The sequence below is a fragment of the Agromyces cerinus subsp. cerinus genome, assembly GCF_900142065.1.
GTDB classification, from domain to species: domain Bacteria; phylum Actinomycetota; class Actinomycetes; order Actinomycetales; family Microbacteriaceae; genus Agromyces; species Agromyces cerinus.
This window is the reverse complement of sequence record NZ_FSRJ01000004.1, coordinates 74,765-89,026: the sequence shown is the minus strand read 5'-3', so window position 1 is coordinate 89,026 and position 14,262 is coordinate 74,765. Positions and strand designations below refer to the sequence as shown.

Genomic DNA, 14,262 nt, shown 5'->3' with positions numbered 1-14,262 from the left:
GCTGGTCCGTGTCGCGGGGAAGGGGCCGTCATGGCGAATCTGAATGTCTCGTACGGCGAGTTGACGGCCAAGGCCGATCAGTTGGTCACCGGTCGCGATGAGATCAACGCGACGTTGACGAAGCTGCAGGGTCAGATCAACGCGCTCGTCGCCCAGGGCTTCACGACCGACAAGGCATCCGGCGCGTTCGCCGACGCCTACACCCGGTTCACCACCGGTGCGTCGAACACGATCGGCGGCTTGAACGACCTCGCCATGTTCCTGCGCACGACGGCGACCACGCTGGGCGACGTCGACGCGCAGATCGCGTCGCGCCTGGGTCGCTGACCCCCTCGGCCGCACCGACATGTACGGCAGCACCGAGGTACTGAGCACGCGCGCGTCGGACGCACGGCATGCCGCCGAGGTCCTCCGCGTGCGCGCGCGAGGGCTGCTCGCCGACGCAGGGAGCATGGGCTGGGACTCGCCGGCGGGGGAGTTGATGCGTGCCCGCCTGGAGGAGACGGCGGCGACGCTGGGCGCGCAGGCGACGGCGCTCGAAGACGTTGCGGCGGCGCTCGACGTGCATGTGCGAAGCGTGGAGCAGGTTCGAGCCGCGATCGCCGAGGCCGAGCGGCTCGTGACCGGGATCTGGAACACCGCTGCGAACGTCGCATGGAACACCGTCGAGGTGGTTCGGGATGTCGCGGAGGGTGCGGTGACGCACGCGATGCGCATGATCGGGCCGGTGCTCGCGACCCCGGGGGTCGTGTCCGTCGCCGTGTACGAACTGGGCGGGGCCGAGTTCACCCAAGACGAGGTGTCTCGCGCGCGGTCGCTCGTCGGTGCGATTCCGGCACTTCCGCAGCCGGGCTCGCGCGATTGGCTCGACCTGCGCGCCACGGTCACGGCGCACGGATGGGGATGACCGCCGCACCGGGGCGCGTGATCGTCACACCGTCCGAACTCGTGCTGATCGCCGACCGGTTGCCCGGTGTCTCGCTGCCGGCGTTCGTCTCAGTCGATTCGACTGCGGACGACCGAGCGGATGCGCTCGCCCGACTGCAGCAGCGAGGCCTGGTCAGCGAGGCGGCCGACCTCGACGACACCGACTGGGGGAGCGTCGTCGATCTGTCGGTGCTCGCCCCGCTCGCCGTGCTCCGCGGTGCCGGTGTCGTCGTGCAGACCGAGGCGTGGTCGGTCGGGGCGCGGCGGCGCACCGCCGCGTCGATTCGCGGTGCCGAGTACGCCGCGGTCACGCGCACGTCCACCCAGGCCGCCGCCGACGAGGTCGTGCTGGAGCTCGCACCGATCGATCGACTCTGGCCTGCCCTGATCGACTCGCTGCCCCCTGTCGACCTGAGCGGGCCCGCCGAGCAGCCCCGCCCGAGGTCGCGGGTGTCCACGGGCATCGTCGAGGCACGCGCGCTGATCGACGCGATCCGCGGCGGCGATGCCGGGGTCATCGCGGCCGTTGCGAGCAGCGCCGGCGGCGCACCCGAGACCGCACCGATACTCCGAGCACTCGCGGGGCCGCTGCGGGCAGGCTTCCGGCTGCTCGGGTATGTCGGCACCGCCCCGTTCGTGCAGCGCGACTGGCTGGCGACCGACTCCGGCTGGATGCACGTGCAGCTCACCAGCGACCAGCCGTCGGGCGCAGGCGCCATCGATGCTCGAGCCATCGTCGAGACGGGGAAGCTCATGATCGACCCGACGAACGCCCGAGAGATCGGGGCCGACCTGTTGGCGATCATCGCCACCGTCGTGAGGAGTGCAGATGTCGCTTGAACGCCCCGACAACGACGACGTGGTCACCCTCGTCTCCGACGCCGCCGATGCCACAGAGCAGGCGACTGACGAAGCGATCGACGCGACGGGCGACGCATGGAACGAACACGTCGAGCAGACCGAGCAGACGGTTCGTGACGCGGCATCCGGAACCTCCTCCGTCGTCGCGGCGCACGGACAACGGCTCGCCGTCACGTTCACCGACATCGACCGGGTCGTCGGCGGACTCAAGGCGGTCAACACCGACGTCGCTCCGATCCTCGCGTCGATGTTCACCCTGCCGAGCCATCCCGACCTCCTCGCATCGGTGCCGTTGTCGCCGTTCACCGCGGCTGGAGTCACCACTGCCGCGCTCAGCGCGGCCGGTCGCATCAGTATCGCCCTGTTCGCGTCGGAAGCGCTCACTCTGGTCGCGGCATCCGTCGTGTCGAGCTACGAGCTCGCCGACGCGGCCCTCTCCGCGCAGGCCGCCGCCGCGGGTGCGGCCGCCGGCATCGCATTCGGCACCGCCAAGACCACGATCGACCTGGCCGGCACCGTGGTCGTGGGTGCGGCAGACGTCGTCGGCACCGCCGTCTCAGGGGCCGCGGATGTCAACTGGCAGGTCGGCACCGCGCTCTTCACGGTCTCCGAACTCAGCAAGACCGCGCTGCTCGCGGTGGCCGGATCGCTCCTCGTCGGGTTCGGCACCGAGGCGGTCACCTCGATCAACGAAGCGATGCCGAGCCCCTATGACGACGAGACCAGCCCCTGGGAGCTGCTCCAGGTCATGGTTCCGGTCGCCAGCGCGATCGACGGGCTCAGCAAATTCAGCCTGAGCGACGCCTGGGCGAACAGCGCTGACGCCATCCAGGGTGCACTCGGCGCAACCGGGCCGCTCTTCGACGACATCCTCGACTCACTCATCCGCAGCGGTCGCACGCTCGGCTTCTTCCACGACGGCGAGACGCAGCTCGTCGACGAAGCGCCCATCGACAGTGCGGTGCTCCAGCGGCGGATGGACGATTCGACCCGGGACTCTGTGGCCGCGCTCGGTCGTGAGCTCGTCTGGAACGACGCCGGCGCCATCGTCCCGCGCGATGTTGCCGAGCTGGCGGCAAGTGCCTCGCAGATCGACAACATCGGGCAGGCGGACTTCTCCACCATCCGAGTGATCAGCTCGGCCGATGCTGACGGTCAGACCAGCTATCTCGTCGTCATTCCGAGCACACAGCAGTGGTGGCCAGTCAACGGCCCGGCCGCGAACGACCTCACCGCTGACCTGTACAACCTCGCCTATGGCGGCTCGGAACTCAGTGACACCGTGCTCGAGGCCCTTGCCCAGACTCAGCGGGCCGACGGGACCGATCCAGGCGGCTCCGCGGTGTCCTATGCGGGATTCAGTCTCGGCGGTATCACGAGCGGCATCCTCGCTGCCATCCCCGAGGCTCATGCCACCCAGGTCGTCACGTTCGGTGCACCATACGCGAACTCCGACATCCCCGATCACGTCGGCGTCATCGCCTACGAGGCGTATCCCGACCTCGTTCCCACCCTCGACGGCGCCGACAATCCCGACACCTGGACGACCATCCGAGACTGGGCGCCGGCCATCACCGATCCGGACGACAAGGTGATCGACGCGCAAGACCCGTCAGCGCACGACGCGAACCGCTACGCGGTGATGGCCGCAGAGCACCCGGCGAGCAGCGATGGCCTCGACGACTTCTTCCAAGGAGACCTGACCGTGCACGACTACTACGCTGTACGCAAATGAACCGTCGGCGAATCCTCCCAGCCGCCGCTTTCGTCGCGGCGACACTCTCCCTGGTCGGATGCGGCGGTATCACCCCCGGCGGGCAGAAGGCCGACACCGCAAGCGTCCAGCTCCTGAACATCGACGGGGTCGACAGCGGAGGCGCGTATGCGGACGGCGTCTGGGCGGGGTTCAATCACGAGAAACGTATCGGAGTGTCCGTGACCCTCGACCCGGGTGTGGAGCCCACGCCGGAGTTCTTCGACTACCTCGTGGAGCTTGCATGGTCCGTCAACGACCATGAACCGAACAAACCGGTCTCCGTGTACCTCCGTACCGACCCTCAGGTGAATGTGCGGGAGGTCGCTGAGGGGGCGGGGTGGACCTCGCTGCATGAGCTGGCCTTCGATGAGATCGGCGGACCGATCTCCCTCGACGACGTGGAGGAGCGGTTCGGCCCGTGGCCGGGTGAGCCGCCCGAGGCGCCGACCAACGCGCTCATCCTGCCCGATGCTGGCGAGTAGCCGCGACTCGGTGCTGTCGACCCGCGTCGGCATTCCCCTCCGAGTCTCTGTCGTCCTCGCGGCGGCAGCGCTCGCGTTGACGGGGTGCGGCGTCACCTCCGGAGGTCAGAACGCCGATACCGCTACTGCTCAAGTCCTGAGCGTCGACGGGGTCGAGAGCGGTGGCGTGTATGCCGACAGCGTTTGGGCGGGGCTCGTTCAGAAGCACAGCGCCGGCGTGTCCGTGACGCTCGACCCGGACGTGGAGCCGACGCCCGAGTTCTTCGACTCCCTCGTTGCCCTCGCATGGTCGGTCGATGACCACGAACCGGGTGAACTCACCGTCTTCATCCGGACCGATCCATCGGTGGACGCCCGCGTTCTCGCTGAGGGGGCGGGGTGGTCACCGCCCAGATACGGCTTCGACGAAGTCGGCGGCATCATCTTCGTCGATGAGGTCGAGGAGCGGTTCGGCCCGTGGCCGGGTGAGCCGCCTGCGGCGCCGACCGATGCGCTCATCCTGCCCGATGCGGATGGATAGCGGCCGTTCGGCGCTGTCGCCCCGCGCCAGAGCTCTCCGCACCGTTGCCTTCCTTGCAGTGGCGACGTTCTCCTTGACGGGATGCGGCGGCGCCACGTTCGGCGGACAGAAGGCCGATACCGCAAGCGTTCAGCTCCTGAACATCGAGGGGGTCGACAGCGGCGGCGTCTACGCGGGGATTGTCTGGGCAGGCTTGACCCGCAAGGATCAGAGCAGCGTTTCCGTGACGCTCGACCCCGGGGTGGAGCCGACGCCCGAGTTCTTCGACTACCTCGTCGAGCTCGCCTGGTCGGTCAACGACAACAAGCCCAACGAGCCGGTCTCCGTCCACATCCGGTCCGACCCTCAGCTGAATGTCCGGGAGCTTGCTGAGGAGGCGGGGTGGACGTCGCTGCATGAGCTGGCCTTCGATGAGATCGGCGGACCGATCTTCCTCGACGATGTGGAGGAGCGGTTCGGCCCGTGGCCGGGTGAGCCGCCCGAGGTGCCGACCGACGCGCTCATCCTGCCCGATGCGGGCGAGCAGTGAGGCGGGTCGAACGGCGAAGAGACCGTCGTGCCGCGAGCCCCGGGTCAGCAGTCGAGGCTCCGCCGCTCGCGGCATCCACCCGCCCTCAGTCGAGCGTGTAGACGCGCTCCTCGATCTCGGCGTCGCGCGCGTTCGCGAAGCTCGTCTCGGTGGAGACGTGCCGGAACCCGAGCCGTTCGAGCAGCGCGATCGATGGGGCGTTGTCGGCGGCCACGCGGGCGCGCACCGGTCGCTCGTGCACCTCGTCGAGGAACAACCGCATCGCCCGGGTGGCGATGCCCTCGTGCCAGTGCGCCGGGTCGATCCAGCACGTGAGCTCGGCACGCCCGTCGTCGAACCATCGGCCGACGCTGCCGACGATCACGCCGTCGGCGCGCACGGTGCGGGTGTCGACCGTGGGGTCAGCGAGAAGCCGGCGCCAATGCGCGTCGAACATTGCACGATCGCTCGGGTCTGGTGACGTGAACGCGGCCATGCGCACGGCGGTGGGGTCCTGCTCGAATCCGAACAGAGCGTCGAGATCGCCCGCGCGGGTCGCGCGCAGGGTCACGACATGAGGCTCGCCCATGTCATTTCCTCCAGGATGCCGCGGATGGTGCCGTCGGCGGGTCTGCGCCCAGGGATGCGGGCGCTGTGCGGAGTGGAGTTCAGGAGGCCGAAGGCGGCGTGTGCCCGGATCCTGAGCTCCGTCTCGGCCCGATCGGGCCGGAGTCTGTGAAGGGTGTCGACCCAGTGTTCGACGTACTGGCGCTGGAGGAGGCGCACCTCGTGCCGGGCGTCGACGTCGAGCTGCTCGAGTTCCCTGTCTTGCACGAGGATCACGTCGGCGTCGCCGAGGGCGAAGTCGACATGGAACGCGATGAGCTCGCGGAGCGCAGATGCGGGGTCGGATGCCGCGCCGAGCACTCGCTCGGCGCCGTCGAGCAGCGTGATGCTCGCGCCCTGGAGGATCGCGGCGAGCACGGCCGCCTTGCCCGGGAAGTGGCGGTAGACGGCGGGGCCGCTCACGCCGACGGCCGCGCCGAGGTCTTCGATCGTGACGCCGGCGTACCCGCGCTGCGCGAACAGCGTCGCGGCCGCGGTGAGGATCGCCTGTCGACGGTCGGCCTTCTGCCGGCTGCGTTCGGTCGCAGCACCCACGGTCGCAACGCCTGCAGCAGCCGCAGAACTCGCGGTCGCAGCGCCTGCGGCCGTCGCGTCGGCGACTGCGTCGCCGACGATCTCGGCCGTGCTCGGTGTGGTTGCCATCTCGGTTAATGCTCGCTAACATCGGGAATCGAGTTAGTGCACACTAACCGAAATTCAGCGCCCGCCACAAGGGGGCGCGCCGTCGACGAAGACTGGTGGAACGAATGCCGATCCTGCAGACCAGCATCGACCCGAGCGCCGATGCCGCGCGATCCAACACCGCCGCTCATGCCGTGCTCGTCGAAGAGCTGCGCACGCGTCTCGCTACGGCGGCGCTGGGCGGCCCCGAGGCATCCCGCGATCGCCATGTCGCCCGCGGCAAGCTGCTGCCGCGCGATCGGGTCGACCGGCTGCTCGACGAGGGCAGCCCGTTCCTCGAACTCTCGCCGCTCGCCGCCGAGGGACTCTACGGCGGCGACTCGCCGGGCGCCGGCATCATCACGGGTGTCGGGCTCGTGCACGCACGCCCGGTGCTCGTCGTCTGCAACGACGCCACGGTCAAGGGCGGCACCTACTACCCGATGACGGTGAAGAAGCACCTGCGCGCCCAGGAGGTCGCGAAGGAGCAGCGTCTGCCGTGCATCTACCTCGTCGACTCGGGCGGAGCCTTCCTGCCGCTGCAGGACGAGGTGTTCCCCGACCGCGAGCACTTCGGACGCATCTTCTTCAATCAGGCGCAGCTCTCGTCGATGCGCATTCCGCAGCTCGCCGCGGTGCTCGGCTCCTGCACGGCCGGCGGCGCCTATGTGCCCGCGATGAGCGATGAGACCGTGATCGTGCGAGGTCAGGGCACGATCTTCCTGGGCGGCCCGCCGCTCGTGAAGGCGGCGATCGGCGAGGTCGTCACCCCCGAAGAGCTCGGCGGCGGCGAACTGCACAGCCGGGTCTCGGGCGTCACCGACCACCTCGCCGAAGACGACGAGCACGCGCTCGAACTCGTGCGCGACATGGTCGCGACGCTGCCCGAACCGGCGCCACGGGCGTGGTCCGTGCGCGAGCCCAGGCCGCCGGCCGTCGACCCGTCGACGCTCACCGCCGCGGTACCGGTCGACGTGCAGCAGCCGTACGACGTGCGCGAGGTCATCGCGCGCCTCGTCGACGGCAGCGAGTTCGCCGAGTTCAAGCGCGAGTACGGCGACACCCTCGTGACGGGCTTCGCCCACCTCGACGGCCACCCGGTCGGCATCATCGCGAACAACGGCGTGCTCTTCAGCGAGTCGGCCATGAAGGGCGCGCACTTCATCGAGCTGTGCGACCAGCGCGGCATCCCGCTCGTCTTCCTGCAGAACATCTCGGGCTTCATGGTCGGCCGCGACGCCGAGGCGGGCGGCATCGCCAAGCACGGCGCGAAGATGGTCACCGCCGTCGCGACGACCCGCGTACCGAAGTTCACGGTGGTCATCGGCGGTTCGTTCGGCGCCGGCAACTACTCGATGTGCGGGCGGGCGTACTCGCCCCGGTTCCTCTGGATGTGGCCGAACGCCCGCATCTCGGTGATGGGCGGCGAGCAGGCGGCATCCGTGCTCTCGACCGTCAAGCGCGACCAGCTCGCCGTCAAGGGCGAGACCTGGTCGGATGCCGCTGAGCAGGCGTTCAAGGATCCGATCCGGGCCCAGTACGACGACCAGGGCAGCCCCTACCACTCGACCGCGCGGCTCTGGGACGACGGCATCATCGAGCCCGAGGACACGCGCACCGTGCTCGCCCTCGCGCTCGAGCTCGCGAGCCGCACGCCGCTGCCCGAGCCGGCGTTCGGGCTCTTCCGCATGTGACCGTGCCGCGGACCGTCGCGCCTGCTTCGGCCGTCAGGCCTGCCGTGCCGCTGCGGCCTCGACCGCTCGGATCGCCTCGTCGACGCCACGGTTCCACGGCATGCCGTGGCCGGGCAGCACCCAGGTGACCCCGAGTCCCTCGAGACGCCGCAGCGATGCGAGCGCCTCGGCCGGGTCGTCGGTGAACGGCGCCGGCTGCGGGCCGGTCGAGCCGGTGAGCACGTGTCGGGTGGTGAGTGCGTCGCCGACGAAGACGGCGTCGGCGGCCGGCACGTGGATCGCGACGCTGCCGGGGGAGTGACCCGGCATGCTGATCACCCGCGGTGCGCCCGGCAGGTCGAGCACGTCGCCGTCGTTCACGGTGACGACCTCGGTGAGCGGGGTCGTGCGCAGGCCGTTGTGCGTGAGGGCGTACCAGAGGAACTTCGAGGTCGCCCCGAGTTTCATGCCGCCCCACTCGGGCTTGGTCGACTCCTCGCCGCGGGCTCGGGCGGCATCGGCCGTGTGCACGAAGACCGGAACGCCGTGGTCGCGGCGCAGTCGCTCGGCGAAGCCGATGTGGTCGGAGTCGCCGTGGGTGAGCACGACGCCGCGGATGTCGCCCAGTGAGCGACCCATCGCGGCGAGCTCGTCGGTCAGCTCGCTCCACTGCCCGGCGAGCCCGGCGTCGATGACGGTGACGCCCTCGGAGGTGTCGACGAGATAGACCGCGACGATATCGGAACCGATGCGGTGGAGGGAGGGGCCGAGCTTCATCAGATGCCTCGCTTGTGATGGGATGGGAAGTTGATGGCTATGCTACATAGCCATCATGGCTATGCGCAATAGCCTAGAGTCGAAACGTCGAAAGGGAATCCCAGATGCCGACACCGGAACGAACCTCGCTCGACGCGATCCTGGCGGCCGGGTGCGAGATCCTCGAGGCCGACGGACTCGGAGGGCTCACGATGCAGGCCGTCGCCGATCGCGTCGGCGTTCGCGCACCCTCGCTCTACAAGCGCGTGCGGAATCGGAGCGACCTCGTGCGGCTCATCGCCGCCGCAGCGGTGGTCGACCTCGGTGAGCGCCTCGACGCAGCGAGCGATGCGAGCGATGCGAACGGCGACCGCACCGATGGTCGTGGCGCCGTGCTCGCCCCGGTCGCCCGGCTCGCGCGCACGGTGCGGGCGTTCGCGCATGAGCGGCCGGCGGCGTACGGACTCGTCTTCGCGCCGGGCGATGACTCGGGCCTCGAGGTCGAAGCGCTGCGGCAGGCGAGCGCGCCGCTGCTCGCCGTCGCCGCCGACCTCGCCGGCCCCGAGCATGCGCTCGATGCCGCACGCACGCTCACCGCGTGGCTGACGGGCTTCATCAGCATGGAGCTCTCGGGTGCGTTCCGCCTGGGCGGCGATGTCGACCGGGCGTTCGAGTTCGGCGTCGATCGCATCGCCGCGGCACTCGCTCCGCAAGCGGAGTGAGTGCGCGGAGGTTCCGCTTGTGATTTCAGTTAACGCCCACTAACATCGAATTCGGTTAGTGCGCGTTAACTTAGTTCGCGCACGTCGAGCGCAGGGAGGCGCGGATGGGCACGGGCGACGCCGGTACCGAGGTGCGATCACCGCGCCCGTTCGAGCGAGTGCTGGTCGCCAACCGCGGCGAGATCGCCGTGCGCGTCATCCGCACCCTGCGCCGCCTCGGCATCCGCTCGATCGCCGTCTTCTCCGCCGCCGATGCCGACGCGCCGCACGTGCGCCTCGCCGACGAGGCCGTGCGCATCGGGCCGGCGTCCGCCGCCGAGAGCTACCTCGATCCCGCCCGCATCATCGCCGCGGCGCGCGAGACCGGCGCCCAGGCGATCCACCCCGGCTACGGCTTCCTCTCCGAGCATGCGGGCTTCGCCGAGGCCTGTCGCGATGCTGGCATCGTCTTCGTCGGCCCGGGTGTCGACGCGCTCGAGGTCATGGGCGACAAGATCCGCGCGAAGCGCCACGTCGAGGCATCCGGTGTGCCGACGGTGCCCGGCGTCTCCGATCCCTCGCTCGACGACGCCGCGCTCGCCGCGGCCGGCGAAGCGGTGGGCTTCCCGCTGCTCGTGAAGCCGAGCGCCGGCGGCGGCGGCAAGGGCATGCAGATCGCCCGCGACGCACGCGAGCTCGCGGCGGCACTGCCTGCAGCCCGGCGCGTGGCCCTCGCCGCGTTCGGCGACGACACGCTGCTGCTCGAGCGGCTCATCGAGCGTCCGCGCCACATCGAGGTGCAGGTGCTCGCCGACGACTTCGGCAACGTGATCCACCTCGGCGAGCGCGAGTGCTCGCTGCAGCGCCGCCACCAGAAGGTCATCGAAGAGGCGCCCTCGCCGCTCCTCGACGTCGATACCCGCGCTCGCATCGGGAAGGCCGCGTGCGATGCCGCCCGCAGCGTCGACTACCGCGGGGCGGGCACCGTCGAGTTCCTGGTGTCGGATGCCGCGCCCGACGAGTTCTTCTTCATCGAGATGAACACCCGGCTGCAGGTCGAGCATCCCGTCACCGAGCTCGTCACGGGCGTCGACCTCGTCGAGCAGCAGTTGCGCGTCGCGGCGGGCCAGCCGCTCGCGCTGCAGCAGGCCGCCATCGAACTCACCGGCCACGCCATCGAGGCGCGCGTCTACGCCGAGAGCCCCGAGCGCGGCTTCCTGCCGTCGATCGGCGAGCTGCTCGTGTGGCGGGAACCGAGCGGCGACGGCGTGCGGGTCGACGGCGGCATCCGCTCCGGTCAGCAGATCACGGCCGACTACGACCCCATGCTCGCGAAGGTCATCGCGTACGGCGCCGACCGTGCCGAGGCGCTCGCCCGCCTCGACGCCGCGCTCGCCGACACGGTCGTGCTCGGCGTCGAGACGAACCTCGGGTTCCTCCGCCGGCTCCTCGCCGACCCGGCCGTGCAGCGCGGAGACCTCGACACCGGGCTCATCGACCGCATGCCCGAACCCGAATCGGATGCCGCGCCGCCCGAAGTGCTCACCGCGACCGCGGCGTACCGCGACGACGTGGCGATCGACGAGGCTCGGACCGCCGGTGCCCACGCGTGGCGGACCGCGCGTGGCTGGCGTCTCGGCCGTCCCGCGGCGGATGCCGGCCGCGACGCGACGACGGCCGCCCTGGCAGCCGATGTCATCGCGACGGACGCCGACGACGCGGTCTGGCTGCACACGACGACCGGCATCTGGCGCGTGCCCGCCACGGGTCGCCGGGCCGCGCTCGACGCCCGTCTCGCCATGATCGAACGGGGCGGCCTCGCCGACCCCGAGCTCCGCGCACCCATGCCCGGCACCGTCACCGCGGTGCTCGTCGCCGACGGCGACGCAGTGCTGCCGGGCGACGCCGTCATCGCGATCGAGGCGATGAAGATGGAGCACCGCGTCACGGCGTCGGTCGCCGGCATCGTGCGCCTCGCCGTCGCAGTGGGGGAGCAGGTCTCCCGCGACCAATCCGTCGCTCGAGTGGAGCCGCAGCTCGCGGCATCCGCCGAGGTCCCGACATCCGTCCCCGCATCGTCGGACGCGCCCCACGAGGGCGCGGTCCCGACCGCACCCCACCAGGAATGAGGAGCACGACCGTGAGCACCGACCTGAGCGCCGAGGAACAGCAGCTGTACGACATGGTCTGCGAGTTCGCCGACACCGTCGTGGCACCGCAGTCCTATGAGGCCGACCGCACCCACACGCTCTCGATGGACGTCGTCGCGCAGATGGGCGAGCTCGGACTGTTCGGCCTGCCCTTCCCCGAGGAGGTCGGTGGCCAGGGCGGCGACTACATGGCCCTCGGCCTCGCGATCGAGGCGCTCGCGCGAGTCGACCAGTCGATCGCCATCACGCTCGAGGCGGGCGTGGGCCTCGGCGCGATGCCGATCTACCGCCACGGCACCGACGAGCAGAAGGCCGAGCTCCTGCCCGACCTCGTCGCGGGGCGTGCGCTCGCGGGCTTCGGCCTCACCGAGTCCGAGGCCGGCTCCGACGCCGGCGCCACCCGCACGACCGCGGTGCTCGACGGCGACGAGTGGGTCGTCAACGGCTCGAAGCAGTTCATCACCAACTCCGGCACGTCGATCACGAGGTTCGTGACGGTGACCGCCGTGACCGGCGAGCGCACCCGCCCCGACGGCTCGGTCTCCAAGGAGCTGTCGACGATCATCGTGCCGAACGGCACGCCCGGGTTCACGGTCGACCCCGGTTACGACAAGTCGGGCTGGCGCGCCTCCGACACGCATCCGCTCACCTTCGACGACGTGCGCGTGCCCGCCGCGAACCTGCTCGGCGAACGCGGACGCGGCTTCGCCAACTTCCTGCGCACCCTCGACGAGGGGCGCATCGCGATCGCCGCGCTCGCGACCGGCGTCGCGCAGGGCTGCCTCGACGAGGCGCTCGCCTACGCGAAGACCCGCAACGTGTTCGGCGTGCCGATCGCGTCGCACCAGTACATCGCGTTCACCATCGCGAACATGCAGGCGCGGGTGTACACCGCGCGGCTCGCATGGCACGACGCGGCCCGCCGGCTCGACGCGGGCCTGCCGTTCAAGAAGGAGGCGGCGATGGCCAAGCTCGTCTCGAGCGATGCCGCCATGCTCAACTCGCGCGACGCCACCCAGATCTTCGGCGGCATGGGGTTCATGAACGAGTCCCTCGTCGCGAGGCACTACCGTGACTCGAAGATCCTCGAGATCGGCGAGGGCACGAACGAGGTGCAGCTCATGGTCATCGCACGCGAGCTGGGCATCGGCTAGGGGGTTCACCATGACGGATGCTTCGGCTGAACCGGCGCCGCTCCGCGACGTCGTGCAGCGAGGGCTCTGGTTCGAGGAGTTCGAGCAGGGCGTGCGCTACCTGCACCGACCCGGCCGCACGGTCACCGAGGCCGACAACGTGCTGTTCACGACGCTCACGATGAACCCGCAGCCGCTGCATCTCGACGCGGCGTGGTCGGCCGAGCAGCCGTTCGGTCAGCGACTCGTGAACTCGATGTTCACGCTCTCGACGCTCGTCGGCCAGTCGGTCGGCCAGCTTACGCAGGGCACGCTCGTCGCGAACCTCGGCTTCGGTGCCGTGGCGTTCCCGCACCCGGTCTTCGTCGGCGACACGCTCTACGGTGAAACCGTCGTGGAGTCCAAGCGAGAGTCCGCCTCGCGCCCGGGTCAGGGCGTCGTGGTGGTCGCGCACACCGCCCGCAACCAGCACGGCGAGGTCGTGGCGACCGCATCGCGCACCATGCTCGTCTGGCTCCGCGAGGCGGGCGAGCGGCTGCCCACCGCCGGTTCGGCCGGCAGGAACGAAGCGGAGGCGAGCGGATGACGCATCCGACCTTCCGCTTCGGCCCGGCCCTGCTCTTCTGCCCGGCCGACCGGCCCGACCGCTTCGCGAAGGCCCTCGACCGGGCCGACGCCGTGATCCTCGACCTCGAAGACGCTGTCGCGGGCGATGCGAAGCATGCCGCGCGTGTCGCGCTGCTCAGTACGCCGCTCGACCCCGAACGGGTCATCGTGCGTGTGAACCCGGCCTCGACCGAGGAGTTCGCCGCCGACGTGGCTGCGCTCGTCGAGACCGACTACCGCACGGTCATGCTCGCCAAGTGCGAGGGCACCGCCGACCTCGTGGACCTCGCCGAGTTCGAGGTGATCGCACTGTGCGAGACCGCCCGAGGAGTGCTCGCGGCGAACGAGGTCGCGGCACTGCCGAACGTCTCGGCGCTCATGTGGGGGGCCGAAGACCTCGTCGCCTCGCTCGGCGGCTCGTCGAGCCGTTTCGCCGACGGCCGATACCGCGACGTCGCGAGGCACGCCAGGTCCCAGGTGTGCCTCGCGGCGGGAGCCCACGACATCGCCGCCATCGACACGGTGCACCTCGAGATCGGCGACCTCGACGGGCTCCGGGCCGAGGCCGAGGACGCGGTGGCCGTCGGTTTCGCCGCGACGGCATGCATCCACCCCGGCCAGGTCGAGGTCGTGCGCGAGGCGTACCGACCCGACGCTGAGCGACTGGAGTGGGCGCGCGCCGTGCTCGAAGCGGCCGAAGCACACGGCGGCGTCTTCGCCTTCCGGGGCGGAATGGTCGATGCGCCGGTGCTCCGGCAGGCCGCTTCGCTGGTGCGCCGAGCGGGCGGGTGAGCCCGAGGCCGAGCGAAACGATTCGATAACGGTTCACCTGCCGTTCTCCGGATCGCACCCTCCGGGCGCCCGACGCGACGTAGTCTCGGAGTCAATCCTGGGGAGGAGGG

Annotated in this window: 16 protein-coding genes; 13 read left to right on the top strand and 3 right to left on the bottom strand. The window is 70.3% G+C overall.

The features are described 5' to 3' along the window. Positions 1–30: 30 nt before the first annotated feature. Genes BUR99_RS14690 through BUR99_RS14660 form a run of 7 tightly spaced genes read left to right on the top strand, consistent with a single transcriptional unit; the run spans position 31 to position 5,075 of the window. Complete coding sequence (locus BUR99_RS14690; protein ID WP_074261151.1) at positions 31–327, top strand: WXG100 family type VII secretion target; 297 nt, start codon at positions 31–33, stop codon at positions 325–327. Positions 328–346: 19 nt separating this feature from the next. Then, positions 347–907 (top strand): hypothetical protein, encoded by a 561-nt coding sequence (locus BUR99_RS14685; protein ID WP_074261150.1) that lies wholly within the window; start codon positions 347–349, stop codon positions 905–907. Next, positions 904–1,767 carry a hypothetical protein gene (locus tag BUR99_RS14680; protein ID WP_074261149.1) on the top strand — a complete coding sequence of 288 codons (864 nt, stop codon included), beginning with the start codon at positions 904–906 and terminating at the stop codon, positions 1,765–1,767. Before BUR99_RS14685 ends, BUR99_RS14680 begins: the two co-directional genes overlap by 4 nt. Next, positions 1,757–3,523 carry a hypothetical protein gene (locus BUR99_RS14675; protein WP_074261148.1) on the top strand — a complete coding sequence of 589 codons (1,767 nt, stop codon included), beginning with the start codon at positions 1,757–1,759 and terminating at the stop codon, positions 3,521–3,523. The genes BUR99_RS14680 and BUR99_RS14675 overlap by 11 nt, the downstream gene beginning before the upstream one ends. Beyond that, positions 3,520–4,026, top strand: coding sequence for a hypothetical protein (locus tag BUR99_RS14670; protein ID WP_074261147.1), 507 nt, complete (start codon positions 3,520–3,522; stop codon positions 4,024–4,026). Before BUR99_RS14675 ends, BUR99_RS14670 begins: the two co-directional genes overlap by 4 nt. Positions 4,027–4,036: 10 nt before the next feature. Next, complete coding sequence (locus BUR99_RS14665; RefSeq protein WP_143231662.1) at positions 4,037–4,546, top strand: hypothetical protein; 510 nt, start codon at positions 4,037–4,039, stop codon at positions 4,544–4,546. Between the two features lie 58 nt (positions 4,547–4,604). After that, the gene (locus tag BUR99_RS14660; protein WP_074261145.1) at positions 4,605–5,075 is read left to right on the top strand and encodes a hypothetical protein; all 471 of its coding nucleotides are present in this window, start codon (positions 4,605–4,607) and stop codon (positions 5,073–5,075) included. 85 nt (positions 5,076–5,160) lie between these two features. On the opposite strand, the gene BUR99_RS14655 is transcribed toward BUR99_RS14660, so the two are convergent. Then, a complete protein-coding gene (locus BUR99_RS14655) occupies positions 5,161–5,643 on the bottom strand; it encodes a GNAT family N-acetyltransferase (RefSeq protein ID WP_074261144.1) in 483 nt (160 codons plus the stop codon). Then, positions 5,622–6,323: a TetR/AcrR family transcriptional regulator gene (locus tag BUR99_RS14650; protein WP_084184042.1), complete on the bottom strand. Its 702-nt coding sequence runs from the start codon at positions 6,321–6,323 to the stop codon at positions 5,622–5,624. Before BUR99_RS14650 ends, BUR99_RS14655 begins: the two co-directional genes overlap by 22 nt. Before the next feature lie 104 nt (positions 6,324–6,427). Between BUR99_RS14650 and BUR99_RS14645 the strand changes: the two genes are divergently transcribed. Then, entirely contained in the window at positions 6,428–8,035 is a 1,608-nt protein-coding gene (locus BUR99_RS14645) for a carboxyl transferase domain-containing protein (RefSeq protein ID WP_074261143.1), read from the top strand. A 33-nt stretch (positions 8,036–8,068) separates the two neighbouring features. On the opposite strand, the gene BUR99_RS14640 is transcribed toward BUR99_RS14645, so the two are convergent. Then, positions 8,069–8,791, bottom strand: a complete 723-nt coding sequence (locus BUR99_RS14640; RefSeq protein WP_074261142.1) for an MBL fold metallo-hydrolase — start codon at positions 8,789–8,791, stop codon at positions 8,069–8,071. 104 nt (positions 8,792–8,895) lie between these two features. On the opposite strand from BUR99_RS14640, the gene BUR99_RS14635 reads away from it, so the two are divergent. The 5 genes from BUR99_RS14635 to BUR99_RS14615 all read left to right on the top strand — a co-directional run bounded on the left by BUR99_RS14635 (position 8,896) and on the right by BUR99_RS14615 (position 14,152). Beyond that, the gene (locus tag BUR99_RS14635) at positions 8,896–9,492 is read left to right on the top strand and encodes a TetR/AcrR family transcriptional regulator (protein ID WP_074261141.1); all 597 of its coding nucleotides are present in this window, start codon (positions 8,896–8,898) and stop codon (positions 9,490–9,492) included. 104 nt (positions 9,493–9,596) lie between these two features. Beyond that, on the top strand, positions 9,597–11,600 hold the full coding sequence (locus BUR99_RS14630; protein ID WP_074261140.1) for an acetyl/propionyl/methylcrotonyl-CoA carboxylase subunit alpha: 2,004 nt from the start codon (positions 9,597–9,599) through the stop codon (positions 11,598–11,600). Continuing rightward, positions 11,597–12,775 (top strand): acyl-CoA dehydrogenase family protein, encoded by a 1,179-nt coding sequence (locus BUR99_RS14625; protein ID WP_074261139.1) that lies wholly within the window; start codon positions 11,597–11,599, stop codon positions 12,773–12,775. Before BUR99_RS14630 ends, BUR99_RS14625 begins: the two co-directional genes overlap by 4 nt. A gap of 10 nt (positions 12,776–12,785) precedes the next feature. Next, positions 12,786–13,340 carry a MaoC family dehydratase gene (locus tag BUR99_RS14620; protein ID WP_074261138.1) on the top strand — a complete coding sequence of 185 codons (555 nt, stop codon included), beginning with the start codon at positions 12,786–12,788 and terminating at the stop codon, positions 13,338–13,340. Further along, on the top strand, positions 13,337–14,152 hold the full coding sequence (locus BUR99_RS14615) for an HpcH/HpaI aldolase/citrate lyase family protein (protein ID WP_074261137.1): 816 nt from the start codon (positions 13,337–13,339) through the stop codon (positions 14,150–14,152). Before BUR99_RS14620 ends, BUR99_RS14615 begins: the two co-directional genes overlap by 4 nt. Positions 14,153–14,262: the final 110 nt, after the last annotated feature.